General features: G+C 66.4%; 16 protein-coding genes, 1 tRNA gene and 1 pseudogene. 11 read left to right on the top strand and 7 right to left on the bottom strand.

Features of this window, described 5'->3' with window-relative positions; translation table 11 throughout:
- Nucleotides 1–7 precede the first annotated feature (7 nt).
- The 3 genes from AB0D04_RS16140 to AB0D04_RS16130 all read left to right on the top strand — a co-directional run bounded on the left by AB0D04_RS16140 (nt 8) and on the right by AB0D04_RS16130 (nt 2,652).
- Entirely contained in the window at nt 8–859 is an 852-nt protein-coding gene (locus tag AB0D04_RS16140; protein ID WP_362703284.1) for an immunity 49 family protein, read from the top strand.
- The gene (locus AB0D04_RS16135; protein ID WP_362703282.1) at nt 856–1,710 is read left to right on the top strand and encodes an immunity 49 family protein; all 855 of its coding nucleotides are present in this window, start codon (nt 856–858) and stop codon (nt 1,708–1,710) included. Before AB0D04_RS16140 ends, AB0D04_RS16135 begins: the two co-directional genes overlap by 4 nt.
- An 868-nt stretch (nt 1,711–2,578) precedes the next feature.
- Nucleotides 2,579–2,652, top strand: a tRNA-Met gene (locus tag AB0D04_RS16130).
- A gap of 66 nt (nt 2,653–2,718) precedes the next feature.
- Here AB0D04_RS16130 and dnaE read toward each other — a convergent pair.
- From dnaE to AB0D04_RS16100, 6 genes and pseudogenes are all read right to left on the bottom strand, one after another.
- Nucleotides 2,719–6,266: pseudogene (dnaE, locus tag AB0D04_RS16125) on the bottom strand (DNA polymerase III subunit alpha).
- Between the two features lie 536 nt (nt 6,267–6,802).
- Entirely contained in the window at nt 6,803–7,522 is a 720-nt protein-coding gene (locus AB0D04_RS16120) for a DnaB-like helicase N-terminal domain-containing protein (protein WP_362703281.1), read from the bottom strand.
- A 208-nt stretch (nt 7,523–7,730) separates the two neighbouring features.
- Nucleotides 7,731–7,949 (bottom strand): hypothetical protein, encoded by a 219-nt coding sequence (locus AB0D04_RS16115; protein WP_362703279.1) that lies wholly within the window; start codon nt 7,947–7,949, stop codon nt 7,731–7,733.
- Nucleotides 7,946–8,206: a hypothetical protein gene (locus tag AB0D04_RS16110; RefSeq protein ID WP_362703278.1), complete on the bottom strand. Its 261-nt coding sequence runs from the start codon at nt 8,204–8,206 to the stop codon at nt 7,946–7,948. Before AB0D04_RS16110 ends, AB0D04_RS16115 begins: the two co-directional genes overlap by 4 nt.
- 82 nt (nt 8,207–8,288) lie before the next feature.
- Nucleotides 8,289–8,465 carry a hypothetical protein gene (locus AB0D04_RS16105; RefSeq protein ID WP_362703276.1) on the bottom strand — a complete coding sequence of 59 codons (177 nt, stop codon included), beginning with the start codon at nt 8,463–8,465 and terminating at the stop codon, nt 8,289–8,291.
- A complete protein-coding gene (locus AB0D04_RS16100; protein ID WP_362703274.1) occupies nt 8,465–9,259 on the bottom strand; it encodes a TauD/TfdA family dioxygenase in 795 nt (264 codons plus the stop codon). The genes AB0D04_RS16105 and AB0D04_RS16100 overlap by 1 nt, the downstream gene beginning before the upstream one ends.
- Before the next feature lie 171 nt (nt 9,260–9,430).
- On the opposite strand from AB0D04_RS16100, the gene AB0D04_RS16095 reads away from it, so the two are divergent.
- From AB0D04_RS16095 to AB0D04_RS16080, 4 genes are all read left to right on the top strand, one after another.
- Nucleotides 9,431–9,865: an NUDIX hydrolase gene (locus AB0D04_RS16095; protein ID WP_362703273.1), complete on the top strand. Its 435-nt coding sequence runs from the start codon at nt 9,431–9,433 to the stop codon at nt 9,863–9,865.
- Between the two features lie 6 nt (nt 9,866–9,871).
- A complete protein-coding gene (locus tag AB0D04_RS16090) occupies nt 9,872–11,038 on the top strand; it encodes a helix-turn-helix transcriptional regulator (RefSeq protein ID WP_362703272.1) in 1,167 nt (388 codons plus the stop codon).
- 259 nt (nt 11,039–11,297) lie between these two features.
- Nucleotides 11,298–12,569: a Tat pathway signal protein gene (locus AB0D04_RS16085; protein ID WP_362703270.1), complete on the top strand. Its 1,272-nt coding sequence runs from the start codon at nt 11,298–11,300 to the stop codon at nt 12,567–12,569.
- Nucleotides 12,566–13,120 carry a GNAT family N-acetyltransferase gene (locus tag AB0D04_RS16080; protein WP_362703268.1) on the top strand — a complete coding sequence of 185 codons (555 nt, stop codon included), beginning with the start codon at nt 12,566–12,568 and terminating at the stop codon, nt 13,118–13,120. The genes AB0D04_RS16085 and AB0D04_RS16080 overlap by 4 nt, the downstream gene beginning before the upstream one ends.
- A 13-nt stretch (nt 13,121–13,133) precedes the next feature.
- Here the strand turns inward: AB0D04_RS16080 and AB0D04_RS16075 are convergent, their stop codons facing one another.
- The gene (locus AB0D04_RS16075) at nt 13,134–14,342 is read right to left on the bottom strand and encodes a tyrosine-type recombinase/integrase (protein ID WP_362703266.1); all 1,209 of its coding nucleotides are present in this window, start codon (nt 14,340–14,342) and stop codon (nt 13,134–13,136) included.
- A 1,223-nt stretch (nt 14,343–15,565) separates the two neighbouring features.
- Between AB0D04_RS16075 and AB0D04_RS16070 the strand changes: the two genes are divergently transcribed.
- The 4 genes from AB0D04_RS16070 to AB0D04_RS16055 all read left to right on the top strand — a co-directional run bounded on the left by AB0D04_RS16070 (nt 15,566) and on the right by AB0D04_RS16055 (nt 18,524).
- Entirely contained in the window at nt 15,566–15,907 is a 342-nt protein-coding gene (locus AB0D04_RS16070) for a helix-turn-helix domain-containing protein (protein ID WP_362703265.1), read from the top strand.
- Nucleotides 15,908–15,956: 49 nt separating this feature from the next.
- Nucleotides 15,957–17,201 (top strand): tyrosine-type recombinase/integrase, encoded by a 1,245-nt coding sequence (locus AB0D04_RS16065; protein ID WP_362703264.1) that lies wholly within the window; start codon nt 15,957–15,959, stop codon nt 17,199–17,201.
- Nucleotides 17,202–17,307: 106 nt separating this feature from the next.
- Nucleotides 17,308–18,132 (top strand): HipA family kinase, encoded by an 825-nt coding sequence (locus AB0D04_RS16060; protein ID WP_362703262.1) that lies wholly within the window; start codon nt 17,308–17,310, stop codon nt 18,130–18,132.
- Nucleotides 18,129–18,524, top strand: a complete 396-nt coding sequence (locus tag AB0D04_RS16055; protein WP_362703260.1) for a DUF3037 domain-containing protein — start codon at nt 18,129–18,131, stop codon at nt 18,522–18,524. Before AB0D04_RS16060 ends, AB0D04_RS16055 begins: the two co-directional genes overlap by 4 nt.
- Nucleotides 18,525–18,724 lie beyond the last annotated feature (200 nt).

Genomic DNA, 18,724 nt, shown 5'->3' with positions numbered 1-18,724 from the left:
GAATTTGGTGACGGTGACGGTGGCGCGACACGATAGCCCCTCGGTCGACGAGGGGGTTGTCGAGCGCCTGGCCGACGAGCTTGCGGACAGTGTCCGGAGCCTGGATGCGTCGCCGGCCGTCTTCGGCATGGCGCTGAACGAGGCGCTTCTGCAAGTGCAGGTGCACCAGGCGCTCAACCCCCGGGGTAACCGACTCCCGACCTGGGTGGCCACCGTCTCCGCGATGCAGGTCGGTACGGCAGCCTTCGCTGCCGCGACGGCCGAGGGGCCGATCGAGGCACGCATCATGGACGAAATGCGCACTATCCAGGCGACGGGACCGCAGTTCTACGCGAACGCCGGGAACTGGCTGACCACGCTCTGGTTCGTCATCATCTGCCGTGACCAGGCCCGTATGGACAAGATGTGCCAGGTGCCGCTCGATCTCCTGCGGGCGTCCGGGGCAGAGGGCGACGAGTACGTCTACCACTGGGTCGACAGTCTCCAGAAATACTGGCGCGAGGAGCCGGGGCTCGTCGAGAAGCTGACAGCGGCGATCGAAATGTCCGACCCGGACATCGCGACGATCGCGCCCCGCGACCTCCTCCAGTGCATCCTGTATCCACCGATCCGCCTCTTCTACCAGTTCATGCGCAAGGATCACGAGGGCTTCAACCAAGCGCTCGCCGAGGCGCTCGAACTCCATAAGGCGTACTGGAGCCGGGAGGACCGCTCCGACGACATCGCCGGCTACCTCGCCCTGGGACCACTGGCCATGGCATGCCTCGCCTACGATGCTGGAATCCCGATCGAGGTCGAATCCGAGTACCTGCCCATCCGGCTCCTGGATCGTTCCTGGCTGGGTGAGTTCGACACGTGAGACGCACGAGCGTGTCCCGCCATCCCTTCCCCACAGGGAACGCAGAAGCGGGCCTCGCTGTTCTCCAGGAGAACGCGCAGGAGCTGATCGACGGCCTGGAGGCTCGCTCCACCAGGCTGGGCGATGCCGTGGGCACCACGCTCACCCTGGCCAAGGCGCACTGCCTGATGGACCCGAGGGCTTCGATCTTCCCCACGTGGGATGCCTGGGTTAACGCGATGCAGGTCGGCTCCGCCGTGTTCGCTGCCGCGACCACAACCGAGGCACGAGTTCAGTGCCGCATTGCGCACAAAGATCGGATACTCCAGGCCACCGGCCCGCAGTGGTATGTGCACCCGAACACCTGGCTCACCGCCTTCTACCTGGCAGTGGTGTGCCGGGAACGGGACCGGATCACGGCCCTGTGCCAGGTGCCGCTGTCCCTGCTGCGTGAGAACGGCTCGCGCTTCGACGAGTTCCAGTTCGCCTGGATCGACACCCTCCAGACCTACTGGCTCGGCGGCCCCGACCTCGGCCAGAAGCTGGTGGCCGCGGTGGATGGCACGGACCGGGAAGCCGTCACCGACCCGGAGGCGGTGGGCAAGCTAATGTACCCGCCGATGGAGATGTTCCACCGGATCGTCCGCAAGGACCACGCCGGCTTCAACCGTGCGCTCGTCGCCGCCCTCCAGTGGCACAAGGAGTACTGGAGCGAGGAGGACCGAGCCGCCACTATTCCGGGCCTCGTCGCGCTCGCGCCGCTCGCCATCGCCTGTTTCGCCCACGACGCGGGCATCTCCATCGAGGTCGAGTCCGAGTACCTGCCCGCCACCCTCCTGGGGCGCAACTGGTGCGGTGAGTTCCCCACGTAAGCAGGCAGGCCATCAGCGGCGGAACGGTCTCTCGGACGGCTCCACGGTCGACAACCATCCCCGGCGCCGGCGGGCACACGGACGAAACTCTCCCGGCTCAGGCGCGGCTGACGACACCTCGGCCTTCCGGGAGCGGTGCCGTACCTCGCGCCGACCGTGGTGTTCGCACCAGTGGCGTTCCGCCCGGTCGGCGCCGGTCGCTGCACCGTTGATGAACACTAGAGCCTGTCTGATCGACGGCGACGGGATGCCGTGGCAACTAGGCTCCGACGACCTGTGGACGCCCTCGCGGTGCCTCAGGTTTCTTATGTGCTCGTTTCGAGGACGAGCCGAACAGACTGCACCGTCGCGGTCAGCGGGTCCTGGACGGTGAGGCCAGGGCGTGCGTGTCTGAGCTGGACGTGACGATGCGAACCCAGTGCCGGAGCCGTCGGACCGAACGCGCCCAGCGTTGAACAGGAAACCGAGTCCGCCTGTGTGGTGGGGGAGATAAGGGCACCGATTACAGACGTGTTGCGTCGGTCGCAGGTGACGCACCACTCCTGGCCGTCACCCGTGCTCGCTGCAGGGTCTGCGTTTCTGTGAGCACTGGTTCCTGCGGGAACGCCAGAATCCGGACTGGGCGAGCAGTGGCCGTGTCGGTCGATCATGAGCATTCGGGTGAGGGATTCCCGTCCCAGGTCCGCGTACACGCCCGCACCAACTGGTTGATGGCCCGCCTGAAGGTCCCAGTGTCGCGTCTACTGGCCTGGGGCGAGACTCGGATGGTGCTCGTGATCGATCGACAGTGCTCACAGAGGCGGCCCTGCCTCCAGGCGAAAGTCGATTCGGCATAGGCGGGGCGGTGCCGTACAGTTCACAGTACCGACGCGGGGTGGAGCAGCTCGGTAGCTCGCTGGGCTCATAACCCAGAGGTCGCAGGTTCAAATCCTGTCCCCGCTACTCACATGTGAAGGCCCGGCATCCGCCGGGCCTTCACTGCGTCCGGGCCCGCTGACACTCGCTCGGTCATGCAGTGGTCTGGAGGCAGGCCGGCCCCAGCAGTGCCTTGAGGTCGCCGAAGAGCGCGGGGTCGGGTTTGACGCGGTGTCGGTCCAGGCGCAGGACGGTGGTTTTGCGGGGGCCTTCGAGGCGGATGCGGACTTCGGAGCTGCCGCGGTGGTGTGTGAGGACTTCGCCGAGCTTGGTCACCAGTGGCGGGGTGACTTTCACCGTGGGAATGGTCAGCACGACGGGTGCGTCGGTGTGGGCGTTGGATACGTCGGGCACCATGAGCTCCATCGCGACCAATCGGGGGATGTCTTCGCGCTTGTCGAGCCTTCCCTTGATGAAGACGACTGAGTCTTCGACGAGTTGGGTGGAGACGAGTTGGTAGGTGGCGGGGAAGAACATGCAGTCGATGGAGCCGGCTAGGTCCTCGACGGTGGCGATGGCCCAGGCGTTGCCCTGTTTGGTCATCTTGCGCTGCAGGCCGGTGATGAGGCCGCCGACGGTGACGATGGAGCCGTCGGAGTGCTCGCCGCCGGTGAGCTGGGAGATGCCGACGTCGGCTCTCTCGGCCAGGACGTGCTCGATGCCGAAGAGCGGGTGGTCGGAGACGTAGAGGCCGAGCATCTCGCGCTCCTGGGCGAGGAGGAACTGCTTGTCCCACTCCACCTCTCCGATCGGCGCGTCCATCCCGAATCCCGGGCCGGCGTCGGGGCCGGTGTCGCCGAGGTCGCCGAAGAGGTCGAACTGGCCCTCTGCTTCTTTGCGTTTGACCTGGACGACGTTTTCGATCACCGGCTCGAAGACGGCGGAGAGGCCCTTGCGGGTGTGGCCCATTTCGTCGAAGGCGCCGGCCTTGATCAGGGACTCGGTGGTGCGCTTGTTGCAGACGACCGCTTCGACCTTGTCGAGGTAGTCGGTGAACGAGGAGAACTTTCCCTTGGATTTGCGGGAGCGGATGATGCCGTCGACGACGTTCTGGCCGACGTTGCGCACTGCGGTGAGGCCGAAGACGATTTCGGTGTCGCCGCGGGGCGTGAAGTTGGCGTCGGATTCGTTGACGTCGGGGGGCAGGACCTTGATGCCCATGCGCCGGCACTCGTTGAGGTAGAGGGCCATCTTGTCCTTGTCGTCCCGGACGGACGTCAGGAGCGCGGCCATGTACTCGGCCGGGTAGTTGGCCTTGAGGTAGGCGGTCCAGTAGGTGACCAGGCCGTAGGCGGAGGAGTGCGCCTTGTTGAAGGCGTAGCCGGAGAAGGGGACCAGAACGTCCCAGACGGCCTGGATCGCCGCGTCGGAGTAGCCGCGTTCGCGGCAGCCCTTTTGGAAGGGCACGAACTCCTTCTCCAGGACCTCCTTCTTCTTTTTGCCCATCGCGCGGCGCAGGAGGTCGGCCTGGCCGAGGGTGTAGCCGGCGAGGACCTGGGCGGCTTTTTGGACCTGCTCCTGGTAGACGATCAGGCCGTAGGTGAGGCCGAGGACGTCCTTGAGGGGCTCCTCCAGCTCCGGGTGGATCGGGGTGATCTCCTGGAGGCCGTTCTTGCGCAGCGCGTAATTGGTATGGGAGTCCATGCCCATGGGGCCGGGCCGGTAGAGGGCGCCGACGGCGGAGATGTCCTCGAAGTTGTCGGGCTTCATCAGCCGCAACAGCGAGCGCATCGGGCCGCCGTCGAACTGGAAGACACCCAGCGTGTCACCGCGGCGCAGCAGGTCGTAGGTCTTGGAGTCATCCAGGGTGAGGTCGAGGAGGACGAGGTCGGTGTCCTTGTTCTTCTTCACGGCCTTGACGGCGTCGTCCATGATCGTGAGGTTGCGCAGGCCCAGGAAGTCCATCTTGAGCAGGCCGAGAGACTCGCAGCTCGGGTAGTCCCATTGCGTCACCACCTGGCCGTCGTTCTTGGGCGAGAAGACGGGGGCGTGGTCGGTGACGGGTTCGCTGGACATGATGACACCGGCGGCGTGGACGCCCATCTGCCGCACCAGGCCCTCGATGCCGCGGGCGGTGTCGATGACCTTCTTCACGTCTGGTTCGTTCTCGTACATCCCACGCACCTCGCCGGCCTCGCTGTAGCGGGGGTGGCTGGGGTCGGTGATGCCCTTGAGGTCGATACCTTTGCCCATCACCTCGGCCGGCATGGCCTTGGTGATGCGGTCGCCCATCGCGTAGGGGTAGCCCAGGACCCGGGAGGAGTCCTTGATCGCGTTCTTGGCCTTGATGGTGCCGTAGGTGCCGATCATGGCGACCTGTCGGCGCCGTACTTCTCCGTCACGTAGCGGATGACTTCGGCGCGCCTGCGCTCGTCGAAGTCGATGTCGACATCCGGCATCGAGATGCGCTCGGGGTTGAGGAACCGCTCGAAGATCAGGCCGTGCGTGATCGGGTCGAGGTCGGTGATGCCCATCGCGTACGCCACGATTGAACCGGCCGCGGAGCCTCGGCCGGGGCCCACCGCGATGCCGTTGTTCTTCGCCCACATGATGAAGTCGGCGACCACGAGGAAGTAGCCCGGGAACCCCATCTGGATGATGATGCCCATCTCGTACTCGACGAGGTCCTGACGGTCCTGGGGGACACCGCCCGGGTAGCGGCGGGCCATGCCGCGCTTGACCTCCTCCTGGAACCAGGAGATCTCCGTGAACCCCTCGGGCACGTCGAACTTCGGCATCAGGTCGCGCTTTTCGAACATCCCGGCCGTGTCGACCCGGTCGGCGATCAGCAGCTGACTGTTGCGGCATCCCTCCTGCCACGCGTCCGAGGAGTCGATCGCGTACATCTCGGCGGCCGACTTCAGGTAATAGCCCGCCCCGTCGAACTTGAACCGGTCCGTATCGCTGAGGTTCGAGCCGGTCTGGATGCACAACAACGTGTCGTGGGCCGCGGCCTCGTGCTCGTAGGTGTAGTGCGAGTCATTGGTGACCACGAACGGCGCGCCGATCTTCTGCGCTACCTCCATCAGGCCATCGCGGGCGCGGCGGTCGATGTCGATGTCGTGGTCCATCAGCTCGACGAAGAAGTTCTCCTTGCCGAAGATGTCCTGGTACTCACCGGCGGCCTTCAGCGCCTCGTCCATCTGCCCGAGCCGGATGCGGGTGGAGACCTCGCCCGAGGGGCAGCCGGTGGAGGCCATCATGCCCTCGGCGTGCTCGGTGAGCAGTTCGCGGTCCATGCGGGGCTTGCGGAAGAAGCCCTCCAAACTGGCGCGGGACTGGGCCCGGAAGAGGTTGTGCAGGCCGGTGGCGTTGCGGGCCCACATCGTCATGTGGGTGTAGGCGCCGGCACCGGAGATATCGTCGCGCTTTTGGTGCGGCGCGCCCCACTTGACCGGCCGGGTGAAGCGGCGGGACTCCGGCGCGAGGTATGCCTCGATGCCCATGACGGGGGTGATGCCGGCGGCCTGGGCCTGGTGGAAGAAGTCGTAGGAGCCGTGCAGGTTGCCGTGGTCGGTGATCGCCACGTGCGTCATGCCCATCTCGTCGCACGCCTTGAACATGTCCTTGAGCCGGGCCGCACCATCGAGCAGGGAGTACTGCGTGTGGACGTGAAGGTGCGTGAACGGCTTCTCGGTCACCGGCGGGCCTTTCGGAGAGGGCATACGGGCATGCCAAGCACCCCTGCGGGAGGGGTGCTGGAGCTGCGGTCTGCCTTGACCTTAGACCGCCACCGCCGCGATGCACGCACCCCTCGCAGCACGCCTCTGGCCACGTCTGCGCAGGTCAGATGGCCTCTCTAGCAGGAAGGGCAAGGTCAGAGGGCCGATGAATCTCTTCGGCAAATTTGGTCACGCCACTCCGATCGCGAACCTTGAGTAGGCGAGCGCAAGCGCACCGCTCGCAGGGCGCGTCCCCTGCGGGCAGACGTGACGGAAACCTGGCCGGTGCCGCACGCTGTGGGGACGCCTGCCCGCCTTCCGGGCTGCGCCTACGGGGCGGGTCCGCAGGGAGCGGGCGGTGTGGGTGCCGGAGCCGGTGATGGTGGCGATGCCCGCGGAGGAGTGTTCGGGCGGCCTGCGAGGTGGACGTGGGCGTCGGTAGCCGGGTGGGGCAAAGGGGCTTCGATTCCGGTTCCGGCCGGGCGTGAGGCCCGGCCGGAGCGGGGGTGTGGTGTCTATCGGGCTGCGCGGGCGCCGGGGGTGGTGGTGAGGGGAGGAGGGCCGGCGCGGGTGAGGGCCGGTGTCCGGGCGGCACGAGGGGTGTTCAGCGCTTGTGGTTGCACGGTGGCGCTCTGCCAGCGGGTGCGTAGGGCGGTGAGGTCGGCCAGGGCGCGGCGGCTTCCGGTGATGAGCTGGTGTGGGGTGTTGGTGGGGTCGTTGGTGAACGCGTGCAGACGGAGGCCGACGGTGTGGGCGTGGCTGAGCAGTGCTCGTCGCAGGATTCGCTCGCCCCAGTACTCGGGTGAGCCGACCGGAGTGGATACCAGGGCCATCAGATCGGCCGGTGCGATGTCCGCGGTGAGCAGCGCTCGGTGCTGGGCCTCCCACAACACCGTCACGGCATCGACGGGATCGCCGCGGCGGGCGAGGGCTGTCAGGCACCGGTACAGCTGTCCGTGCAGCAGCAGCGCGAAGTCGTCTGGCTGCAGCCACCGCATGGCGTTGAGGTCCTGTGGGTGCGCGGTCGCGGTGGCGAGCAGCAGGCGTTCCTCGTCGAGGGCTTCTTCTCCGGTCTCCGGGGGTGGTGCCGGCGGTAGGGGGGTGCGGGGCAGGGAGCCGGGGTGCGGGGCGAACTGGGTGGCGAGTTCGTCGAGGTAGCGGCTCAGGGCGTCGGCTTGCGTGAGGACGGTCACGGCCGGGTTCGGCAGCGTCGCGTCGGTGGCGGACTGGCACATCCGATCGGCGTGTTCACGCAGTGTCCGGCGGGCGTGACGCTGTCTGGGACGCTGGCCGCAGCGGGGGCCGCACGGGCATCCAGGGTGTCACCGACGATCGCCAGGGGCGGTCCGATGCCGACGAGCGCGAGGAAGAGGAAGGGCCGCCAGAGGGGCGACTCAGGCCGGCGGCAGGGTGGTTCGGGCCGGGGGCGGGCGTGGGCGCCACTCACGGGAACCTCCAGGAGCCGCGGCGTGCGGTCACCGAGTACCCGACGATGTCGTGGTGATCCACCTTCACCGTCCCATACCCGAAAGACGCGTGCACCGGACGCAGTACCCACACCGGGCGCTTGCTGGACGCACCGACGATGTCCGTGCACACCCACTTCTCATTGGTTCCCACCTCGGCGACCAGGTCGCCGACCTCCGGGCGCGTGCTGTTCACCGCGCGGCCTCGTCGGTGAGCGCGGCCTCGATCTCGTCACGGACCGCCCGGCGCAAGGCGCCCGGCTCGGCCTGCCACGCCGGGTCGCTGCCGGCGAGAGGCACCACCAAGACACAGGAGCACCCCAGGCATCCGGGCGGGTATGCCTCAGGATCAGCCACCCGGCCGACCGCTTGCGCAACGACGTCGTAGACGACGGTACCCGGCGGGTAGGTGATGGCGATCTGCTGGTCCTGGAAGGTGCTGTGTGTGGTCATCTCGGCCCCCATCGCTCGTGGCGGGTGGGAGTGTGACCCCGTCCCCCTCGGGGGCGTGGGGACGGTGCAGTGGCGGGAATCCTCACTGGATGCCTCCCAACTCCGCATATACCTCGTGCTGCCGAGCGGTCCACCGGGATGGGTCACCGTTGGAGGCGCGGTAGGCGCGGGCTGCCGCGTCTATCGGCCCGGTGGTGACCGGGGGCGGGGCGGTCCTGGTGGTATTCGTACGGCGTTGCTCCTGGTTCTGTGTAGTCATCAGCGGGTCTCCAGGGGGATTGCGGTCGCACCGTGAGGTGCGAATCCGCGGGGTAGGCGGAAGCGGGGGTTGCCCAGGGCCCGGTAGCAGCGGCGCGGACCGAGGAAGGCCGTGCGCGCGTGGAGCCATCGGTGGTTGTCCAGTAGGTAGCCCTCGCCGGCATCGAGCTCCAGCGGTTGCTGGTGCCGGACGGCGGCGGTGCGGAGATGGGGCACGTAAGCGCGCGTGAACGGGTGCCAGCGCACAAGGTCGTCTTGCCGCAGCCGTATCGAGAGCCGACCGCCTGGGAGGTGGTCGAAAACCGGTGCGAAGACGCCGTCGGCGCGCCCGAAGAAGGCGGCCCGCTGCTCGATGAGTGTGGCCAGGGCATCCGGCTGGTTTGCTTGCAGGTCTGAGTGCACTGCTTGCCCATCGGTCAGCAAGCAGATGCCGCCTTGTTCAGCGGGCCGAGCGCAGACGAACAGCATCAAGCGCGGGGGCGCAGGGAGGCTGGAGCGATCGGTGTGCGGTGCCAGTTCGCCGCGACCGAGTCCTCCGAATCCAGCTCGGTGTGTGTGTCGGCCGGTGTCACGGATGACGGTCAGTCCGTCTGGGTCGCTGTCGCGGTGCGTGCTGATGTTCAGGTACCGGGTAGCGATATCCAGCACGGCATCGCGAGAATCGAGGCCGTCGAAGGTCACGAGGCCGACTTCGCTGATCTGCTCCTCGACGGCACGCGCACCGTCGTGGTCACGCACGTCGAGGTAGCAGGCCCTGAAGAGGTCGCGGGCTGAGGTCGCGCTGACACATCGCATAGCCGAACTCCCTTGATACGGACGGCCGATGTCCTCACTGTCGAGAGATGCTGGTGGCTGCGTAAAGCGACGGATTGTCGACTCGGGCATTTCGCCCATCGCGGCCGCTGGCCGATCGCTGCGTGCTACGTTCCGAGGGTCCGGGTCGTCGTCCGTTGCAAGAGGACCGTCATGTCGTACACGCCGCCGCTGTGGCCCGTTTCTGTCAAGGGCGTCGCCTGCGATGTCCAGGAGCGCGTCCTGCTGCTGGAGAACGAGCGCGGAGAGTGGGAGCTCCCGGGCGGGCGACTGGAGATCGTCGCCCAATCCGGCCAGCCAGCCGACGAGAGTCCGGAGAGCGCCGTCGAGCGCGAGTTGCTGGAGGAGACCGGCTGGAAGGTCAAAACCGGCGCTCTCATTGACGGTGGGGTGTGGGTCTACGAGCCGATCCCCGGCCGGCGGGTTCTGATCGTCACCTACGGTTGCACGGTGCTCAACCCCGAGCAGGAGCCGGTGCTCAGCCACGAGCACAAGAAAATCGGACTGTTCACCGCACAAGAGGTGCCGGGCCTGGCCATGCCCGACGGCTACAAGCACTCGATCGCAGCGTGGTACGGGCGGAAGTAGCCGACCATGGGCGTCGGTCACGTCGCACTTCGCCCGGCGAGCAGCCATGTCGCCTGGCGCTGGGCGACCCCCCAGGCGCAGACGATCCTGGCCACCCGCGACCTCGGCGCGATCTTGCGCTTCTACCGCGCCGTCCACGGCCTGAACCAGACCCAGCTCGGAGCCCTGCTCGGCTACGACAAGACCTACGTCTCCGCCCTGGAACTGCACAAGCGCACCGTCGACGACATCGGATCCCGGCGTCGCCTGTGCGAGACGCTTCACCTGCCGGCACATATCCTTGGCGTCACCGACGTCGCGGACGCTGATCACCGCGCCATGCTGCAGTTCGGCGAGTCCACGGTTCGCCTCGCCGAGATCGCTCGCCAGTCCGGCCACGCTTCCGAAGCGGTCGCGGAGCTGTGGCCACTCGTCGCACGCCTGGAAGCCCGCGCAGAGGACGGGAATGCCGAACGCGAGGTACTGCGCCTGCTCGCCCGCGCCCGGGTCTGCCTCGGTGTCGCTCTCGGCAACGTTCTCCCGGAGGAGCGGCTGAGTACGGCAGCGCACTGGACGGCCAAGAGCCTGGAAATCACCGAGGTGTTCGAGGAACCGGGCTTCACTTCCTACGTCCTGCGGATGCACGGCAATGAACTGCGCAAAGCGCGTCTTCGCGGAGCCGCCGTCGAGCGCCTGTCCCGTGCCGCCGCATTGGCTCCGGATAGTGATGCTCGTGCTGCGGTGCTGCCGCTCCTCGCACGTGCTGCCGGTTCGCTCGGTAACGGCCCGTTGTTCGACCGGGTGATGAGCGAGACTGACCGTTTGCTCGAACGTGCCGAGCACACCAGCCTGTTCAACCCATTCGCCCTGCACGAGATCCGGCTGCGCGGCTTGATCGACACCGAGCGCCTCAACCTCGCCATAAGGCTCGCGGAGAGCAGCCCAGCCCCTACCACAGCTGTCGCACCGCAGTGGCGAGTCATCGAACGGGTGACGGTCGCACACGTCCGGCTGCTCGCCCAGGACCGTGGCGGGGCCCGTGAGTCGCTGAACACCGCAGTCCAAGAAGCGGTCAGGCAGCGCCTTCCGCACCAGCTCCAACGCGTAGTGCGCGCCGCCGGAGAGGGGCTGCCGGAGGTCCGGGGCGCTGCTGAAGAGGCGCTCAACCGGATGCGACAGGAGATGGCTGCTTAGCCATCCGGGTCGGGGGGTGATGCTCTGGCTCGTCGTCATGAGCGGCCTCGGCTTGATCGGAGGGGCGAAGGGATGTCGTCCCGACGGGGGCGGCGACAGCCCAACTGTTGAGCTGCATCACGTGAGTGACGCCGCACTCAGGTAACCGCTGAACTACCAACGCTGGACAGGCAATTCCGCGAGGAGTCTGGGTGCGTAACCCCGGAAATTTTTACCTTCGGGGGTGAGAGGCGAGGCAATCGTCTCTACCTTGGAATACATGACGGGGAACCCACACCTGGCAGCTTGGATGGACCGCAGGGGCCTCAGCCAAGCTGAGCTTGCAGGCCGGCTCAACAGACGGATCGGCGCCTTAACTGGCCAGCCCGGCAAGCTCACTGACCGGCACGTCCGCAACTGGCTAACCGGAAAAACTCGCTGGCCCCAGAAGAGACAGCGCGTCGTTCTCGAAGCAGAATTCGGCACCACAGCGGTGAGCCTTGGCTTCGTCGCTCCCGCTTCACGAGAGCGAGAACCATCGGAGGACCGAGTGCTGCGACGTACCTTCACCAGCGCGACCGCATCCATCACGGCAGCCGCGCTGCTGCCCTCGACCCCGTCAAGTGGCTCATCACACGTCGGCATGAGCGATGCCGACCGCCTCGAACGAAACTTCGCCTCCTTGGTTGACGATGACAACAAGGGCAAGTCCGGAATCAGGCTGGAGACCCGCGCCCTGGCCCACGCGCAGCACGCCCTGGATCTGCAGGCCATCGGACATGCCAGTTCGCGCGTCCGCTCCCGTCTGTACTACCTTGCCGCCGCATTCACTGGGACGGCTCTCTGGACAGCCATCGAGGCCCACGAACCCGAACGAGCGCATGGGCATCTCCATCGCGCCATGACACTGGCCGGATTGGCGGACAGCAGCGAAATGAAGATGCGCCTATGGGGACACGCGGCGATCCTCTTGTTCCAGCAGAAACACACGAGCGACGCCCAGGCCGCGGCAGAGGCAGGGCGACGGACTCGCGTCAGTCGGCATGATGCACTGTTCCGATCGCTCGCCAATGCTCGGGTGGCCGGAGTCCTGTCTGCCGTGGGGGACGACTTGGCGGCATTGCGAAGCCTGGAGAGCGCCGAGAGGGCCTATGAGCGTGCGGACCTCCAGCAGGAACGGCCAGCATGGGTGTCCTTCTATGATCGCGCCGAACTGGACGGGCTGTCCGCACTCGTCATGTCTGACCTAGGCCGGCACGATGAGGCCGAGGCTCACCTGCACCGCACCCTGGCGCGACTCAGGCCGGACTACCGGCGTAACCGGATCTACTACAGCGTGCACCTAGCACTTGCTCAGCTCGCCCAGGGAGAGGCGGAGCAGGCTGTCGCAACCGCAATTTCTCTTCTCCCTGTACCGGGAGAGGAGCCCTTGGGAGGGCGTACCAGCGACCTTCTGCGGCAGTTCGACCGCATGCTGAAACAGGTGGCTCCCGGAACCCGTTCCGCAGTCGAGTGGGCGGACTGCTACGCCGAAGGAAAGAAGGAACTGTGACGGTTGACGTCAAGCACTACGTTGCCGCGGACCTCTCCGAGATCCGACAGCAGATCCTCGACATTCATGTCGAGGTCAGGCATCGCGACTTCGGGCTCACGGGGCCTTTCTACGAGGTCGAGCGTTTCGACGAGCGGCTATCCGCCTACTCTTCTCGACCCGGCTGGACCGCGGTGGTTGGATTCGAGGAAGGACGGCCCGTTGGCTTCTGCTTCGGGACGAGCCTCGGCGTGAACACCCAGTGGTGGGACGATATGACGTCGCCGCTTCCCGAGGAGATGACCACGGAGGACGGCACCCGCACTGTCGCCTTGAACGAGATCGTGGTCCGTAAGCCCTGGCGCGGTCGGAGCATCGCGTGGCAGCTGCATGAGGCATGGCTGACTCATCGGTCGGAGGAGCGGGTGACGCTGCTGGTGAATCCGGCCAACGGTGACGGCGCCGTACAGGCCGTGTACGAGGCATGGGGCTATAGGGAAGTCGGGCAGCAGAGGCCATTCCCCGACTCCCCGGTCTACGCCGTCATGCTGCGGGCCGTGAAGCAGGCGTAGAGCTGCTATCCCTTCACTCCAAGAGAAGGGCAACTTGGCTCACGGCCTGGGCTTCGCCTTGGTTGGTGGGGGTCCGTCCGTACATCGGCACCTTCGCGAAGGGGTCCCGCTTCTTCTTCTGCGCGGGCCGTACGTACACGCGGCGGGGAATGGGGGATCCTTTCGCCCAACGCCCGGCCTCTTCCAACTCCTCGTCGGTGGCGCCGTTTTCGGCGAGGTCAGTAGCGCCGCCGGCACGTAGGCCCTGCGCGGAGACGGGTCGCCCATCGGTGACCAGGCCCGCTTTCTGGAACCAGAACTGCACCCGTTCGTTGACGGTGTGGCCGCGCAGATAGTCGCCCCGGACGGTGGCCGTTTTCTGCCGGGTTTCCGTGGAGGCGACAGTGCCGTCCTTGAGCAGATGACGGAAGAGGGGACCGCTCGCGATGCCTTGGGCTGCGAGGTGGCCGAGCCAACGGCGCATCCTGGCGACCAGGCGCAGGTCTAGGCGGTCGTGGAGGATCAGGGTCTGTTCCTCCTCCTGGTGCGTCTTGTCCTTCAGCAGCCACACCACGATCCGGTCGTCGAGGACCGTGAGGTCTTCAATATCCAGGTCGGCGTCCTCTATCCGGCGACCGAGGAAGCGGTAACCGAAGGCGAACATGGCGCTGTCGCGCCAGCCGATCGGCCTGTCGTCGGCTTCTGCGGCCGACATCATCGCGACGAGGTACGGCAAGGTGATAGGGAACGCCTGCTTCTTGCGCGACGCCCGTTTGTTCTTGGCCCGGTAGTCCTTGAGGAGATGCAGGTAGAGGCTGTTGTCGGGCTGCTTGCCCACCGGCATAGACGTGCGGATCAGCGACATGTAGTTGCGGATCGTGGTGACCTTGAGCTTCCGGGCCATCAGGTGCCGGCTGTACTCGGTGTACGTGGCTGTGGTGCAGGGGACGGCGATGCGCCCCTCCTTGGCGCACCACTTCCGGAAGCCGTGCATCGCCGTCCCTCGTGGCCCGGACTCGTCGTCGCCGGCCTCGTCCAGCGCTTGGGCGGTCTCTTCGGAGACGTACAGGTCCCGTTCGGTGTAGCGGGGCCCGTTCGCCGCGGTCGGGATCTTCTCACCGGGCCGGAGCACGGTGTTGTGGTCGACGAGCGGCCGTCCGGTCGCGTTGGCGGACGTCAAGGCCGCGCTGTCGACAACGAGTTCGGCGTCCACCATCTCAGCGAGTTCAACCCCCGCGCTCATCAATCCCCCTGGTCATCGCAATGTGGATCACACATTACCGACGACAATGTTGATTATCGTCGGCTACCCCCAGGTAACTCATCTGCAGGACCTGTCCGATGGGGCGCGTGGCTCGGCGCCCTGCCCGTCACCGCACGAGAGCCGGTCAGTACGAGGCGAGCGGGGCGCCAGAGCGTCGCTCGATCGGGCCACTGACTCCGTCAGCCGTCGAGGGCGTACTGAGGTGCTGGACCGGCGTCTGCACCACCTGCGACCGAACTCTGCCAACCACCAGACACGCCCACAGGCCACCAAGGTCCAGCCGGACCTAACGGAGTCCTGCGAGACGGGCGTTGAGCGGCCCGGCGCCGGGAGCGGAGCCAGTCGGGTGCGCGGCTCCGCCTTGGTGGATCACCGTCCGCATGCGGTCGCCGTCTCGGCATTCGCCCACGGCAGACGAGAATGAATCTCGAAAGACTGGAACCCACTCCGCGGCTATGTCAACGTACAACACCACGGAAAATCAAGGCCGGTGAGTGGCCTGCCGAGTGACCCGATGAGGAGTCTCTTCTGCCGATGCACTTCCGATCTGTCCAACTTACTGAACCTGTCCTCTTCATATTGGGCGTACTTAATGTGTGGACTGCGCACGTCCAATCTGACTACGAGGGCGCTCTCCACGGCCGTCTGTTTGTGCGTCTGTGCGGCTGACCCTTTCGGATGGAACTTGGTGCAGCGTGGGTATCGCCTCGATCGCCGCATTCTTTCCTATGTGGCCAGGAAACCCGGGTGGGCAAGCCGATTGATCGCAGAGCAGGTTGGTAGGAAGGAACGTGTTGTTGCTGCCAGGCTCCAGCACCTCTGCGAGGCGGAGCTACTGCTCGCAGCCAGAAGGGGATCGAGCACTAGAGGTCGTATCCGCTGATGCCGTGGCCGGCGTCCAAGGGAGCCTCCCAGTCGGACGCGAGCGAAACATAGACCACGATCGCCGGTTGGCCAAACCGGCGATCGTCGCGACCATCGAGGGTGTTCGCATTCGACTGCGCTTGGCGGTGGAGTGGTATACGGACGCAGGGCAGCGCTGCGTTTCGAGAGGAGGCATAGCGCGGCCCTGGCCTGTGCTTTTGTCATGGCCAGCCCCGTCTGGGTGATAGGTGGCAATCCCTGCACGTGCCGTGTGTGGTGTCGGTGCTGTCGATCCCGCTCTGTCGCTCTTCGTCTTCTGAGCAAGGAACTCCCCATTCATGTGCCGATCCCCGGTGCCTCATGCCCTCATTCAGTCCGGCTCGCTAGGCCCACCTGTAACGCCGTCTGAGCCTCCCCGTGCGGCACTCTCAGCTTTCCTAACCGTTAAAGACGCTGCGGAGTACCTCGGCCTATCGCCCCACACGCTCTACGTCTGGCGGCATCGGCGGCAGGGACCGCCGAGCTTCCGTATGGGCCCACGCGGTCGCGTCATGTACCGGAAGGAAGCTCTGGATGCCTGGATCCGTGAACAAGAACAGGCCGACTCCCGCTCCAACACGACCCTGAGCCCGCTGAGCGCCGCTCCGCAGTATCGGTCCGGCCGCACAGTCGGCATCTGACGCGCCATATGTCGTAGAGCGCCGTTTCCCCCTTCGACAAGGAGACCATTTGGCCGGCTACATAGAAGATCGCTGGATCAAGAAGAAGAAGGATCCGGCAACGGGCAAAAGAGAAAGAACTGCTCGCTACGGGGAGGGGAAGCGATACAAGGTCGCTGGTATCCCCGGGATCCGGGCTCGTTCCTTCGACACCCTGGAGGACGCCAAAGCGTGGCTTCGTCGGGCTGCCACGGACGAGGAGCGCGGGGAGTTCACGGACCCGCGTGACGGGTCCGTCACCCTGGCCGACTACATCGCGATGCACTGGGCTCCGGGCAGAGGAGGTACTCCGAAGACCCAGCAGAACCAGGAACGGAGAGCGCGGCTTCACATCATTCCGCATCTGGGCCAACTCCCGCTAAGGAGCATCACGGCGGCGGAATTGCGAGCGTACACGGCGAGGTTGGAGGCCACGGTCTCCTCGGTCGACTACCGGCGCGGAATCTTGTCCGAGTTGTCCAGCATCTTGGAAGGGGCCGTTGACGACAAGCGGCTCGCCAGGAATCCCATGCACGCGAAATCCGTGCGGTGGCCCAAGGCATCGCGGGAGCGCCGAGAGGCGTGGTCCCTGGACACCGCGCTCCGAGTTCGTGACGTGATCAGCCCTCGGCATCGAGTAGCCGTCGTACTTGGTCTGGGATGCGGGCTTCGTCAGGGCGAAGTGTTCGGGCTGAGCCCGGAGGACATCGACTATGCGAGAGGCATACTCCACGTTCGCCGCCAAGTTCAGGCGATCGACGGAAGATTGTACTTCGCCCTGCCAAAGGGGGCGAAGACGCGTACCGTCGACATGCCCCGCTCGGTGGCCCAGGAGCTGAAGCGCCATGACAATGCGTTCCCACCGATAGAGGTTGAGCTCCCGTGGGGGAAGCCGGGGGCGGACACACCGCGAAGGAAGTTCTCCCTTCTGCTTACCACGCGATTCGGCAACGCCGTGGCCGCGAACACGTGGAACACCTACACGTGGAAACCCGCGCTGGCCAAGGCCGACATTATTCCGCCGCGCCCCGAAGGGGCGAAGCCGTGGCAGTGGGAGGCGGCACCGAAGGACGGATTCCACGCTCTGCGGCACACCTACGCCTCGATGATGCTGGAGGCGGGGGAGTCCGTGGTGACTGTGGCGCGGTGGCTCGGGCACTCCTCGCCGGCTGTCACGCTCGGTTACTATGCTCACTTCATGCCAGAGGCCGGAAGCAAGGGGCGCACCGCCATTGACGGGCTGCTCGAGAGGAAGGGGGATCCACCGTGCCGGTAGAAACTCCCCAGATTCTCCCCAGGGCTGATCGCGGCGGATTCCCCACTTGTGCGCGTCTGGACTTAATCATGGATTGTAAGGCCACTGGGTCGGATAGCCTGGGGAAATGCTGACAGAAGTCACGGCGACCCGCTATGTCACGCCCTTGCGTGAGGGCGGCTCGCTCCCGGGAATTGTCGAGGCCGACGATCTCGGTACCTACATCATGAAGTTCACCGGTGCAGGCCAGGGCCGTAAGACCCTGGTGGCCGAGATCATCTGCGGGCTGCTGGGGCGCCGGCTGGGCCTGCGGGTGCCGGATCTGGTGCAGATGCAGCTCGATCCGGTGATCGGGCTGAGCGAGCCCGACCAGGAGGTCCAGGAGCTCCTCAAGGCCAGCGGCGGACTGAACCTCGGGATGGACTACCTCCCCGGATCGCTCGGCTTCGACCCGCTCGCCTTCGAGGTGAGCTCCCGCGAGGCGGGCCGCGTCGTGTGGTTCGACGCGCTGATCAACAATGTCGACCGGTCCTGGCGCAACCCCAACATGCTGGTCTGGCACGGCGAACTGTGGCTGATCGACCACGGCGCCACAATGATCTGGCACCACAACTGGCCCAGCGCCGAGAAGGCCGCGGTCAAGCCCTTCAATGCCTCCGACCATGTGCTGGCCGGTTTTGCGCCGGACATCGCCGCGGCCGCCGCCGAGTTCGCGCCCCGTATCACCGAGGAACTGCTCACCGGGATAGCGGCCGAGGTCCCGGACGAATGGCTCGTCGACGAGCCCGGCTTCGACGCGCCGGACGACGTGCGCCGGGCCTATGTCCGGACGCTGCTGGCCCGTGCCGAGATGATCAGCGACCACATCACCATCGGGGACCGCACCAAGGACCACCCCTCGCAGGCACCGGAATGGCTGGCGGGAAAGCCGCCGCGGAAGGTAGTGAAGTGAGCGGTCTGCACAACGGGCGCGATGTCTTCGAGTACGCCCTGCTGAAGGTCGTGCCGCGGGTCGAGCGGGGCGAGATGATCAACGCCGGCGTGATCGTGTACTGCCGCGCCCGGCGCTTTGTCGAGGCCCGCACCTATCTGGACGAGGCCCGGCTGCTGGCCCTGGACCCCTCGTGCGACGTCGAGGGGGTACGGGCCGCGCTGGCCGCCGTCGAGGGCATCTGCCAGGGCGGCGCGGCGGCCGGACAGGCCGCCGGGGACGACGCGGGGCGCCGCTTCCGCTGGCTGATCGCACCGCGCAGCACGATCGTCCAGCCCGGCCCGGTGCACACCGGTCTGACCACCGACCCCGCCGCCGAGGCGAAGCGGCTGCTGGAGCTGCTGGTGCGCTGAGCCGCCGGAACATCACTACAGGCGCCGGGGCGGTCCTTGGGACGGGCCCGGCTCCGTTGTGTCAGGTGAGGTGGGTTACGGCGCGGCGGCGGGGCGTTGACAGCGGGTGGCCGGGCTTCTAGCGTCAGCCCTACTAAGCGGTTGCTCACCTGTTCGGCCGGTGCGGCGAGCCGCTTTCGAGGTTTCGAGGTGAGGAGAAC

The organism is Streptomyces sp. NPDC048483, assembly GCF_040651455.1.
Classification (GTDB): Bacteria; Actinomycetota; Actinomycetes; order Streptomycetales; family Streptomycetaceae; genus Streptomyces.
This window is presented reverse-complemented; position numbering and strand designations above follow the sequence as displayed.

What these genes read in the sequence shown, in the direction of transcription:
- AB0D04_RS16120 (WP_362703281.1), bottom strand. Translation starts at nt 7,522, where the DNA reads ATGTGCCAGTCCGCCACCGACGCGACGCTGCCGAACCCGGCCGTGACC.
- AB0D04_RS16110 (WP_362703278.1), bottom strand. Translation starts at nt 8,206, where the DNA reads ATGACCACACACAGCACCTTCCAGGACCAGCAGATCGCCATCACCTAC.
- AB0D04_RS16105 (WP_362703276.1), bottom strand. Translation starts at nt 8,465, where the DNA reads ATGACTACACAGAACCAGGAGCAACGCCGTACGAATACCACCAGGACC.
- AB0D04_RS16100 (WP_362703274.1), bottom strand. Translation starts at nt 9,259, where the DNA reads ATGCGATGTGTCAGCGCGACCTCAGCCCGCGACCTCTTCAGGGCCTGC.
- AB0D04_RS16095 (WP_362703273.1), top strand. Translation starts at nt 9,431, where the DNA reads ATGTCGTACACGCCGCCGCTGTGGCCCGTTTCTGTCAAGGGCGTCGCC.
- AB0D04_RS16090 (WP_362703272.1), top strand. Translation starts at nt 9,872, where the DNA reads ATGGGCGTCGGTCACGTCGCACTTCGCCCGGCGAGCAGCCATGTCGCC.
- AB0D04_RS16085 (WP_362703270.1), top strand. Translation starts at nt 11,298, where the DNA reads ATGACGGGGAACCCACACCTGGCAGCTTGGATGGACCGCAGGGGCCTC.
- AB0D04_RS16075 (WP_362703266.1), bottom strand. Translation starts at nt 14,342, where the DNA reads ATGAGCGCGGGGGTTGAACTCGCTGAGATGGTGGACGCCGAACTCGTT.
- AB0D04_RS16070 (WP_362703265.1), top strand. Translation starts at nt 15,566, where the DNA reads ATGTGCCGATCCCCGGTGCCTCATGCCCTCATTCAGTCCGGCTCGCTA.
- AB0D04_RS16060 (WP_362703262.1), top strand. Translation starts at nt 17,308, where the DNA reads ATGCTGACAGAAGTCACGGCGACCCGCTATGTCACGCCCTTGCGTGAG.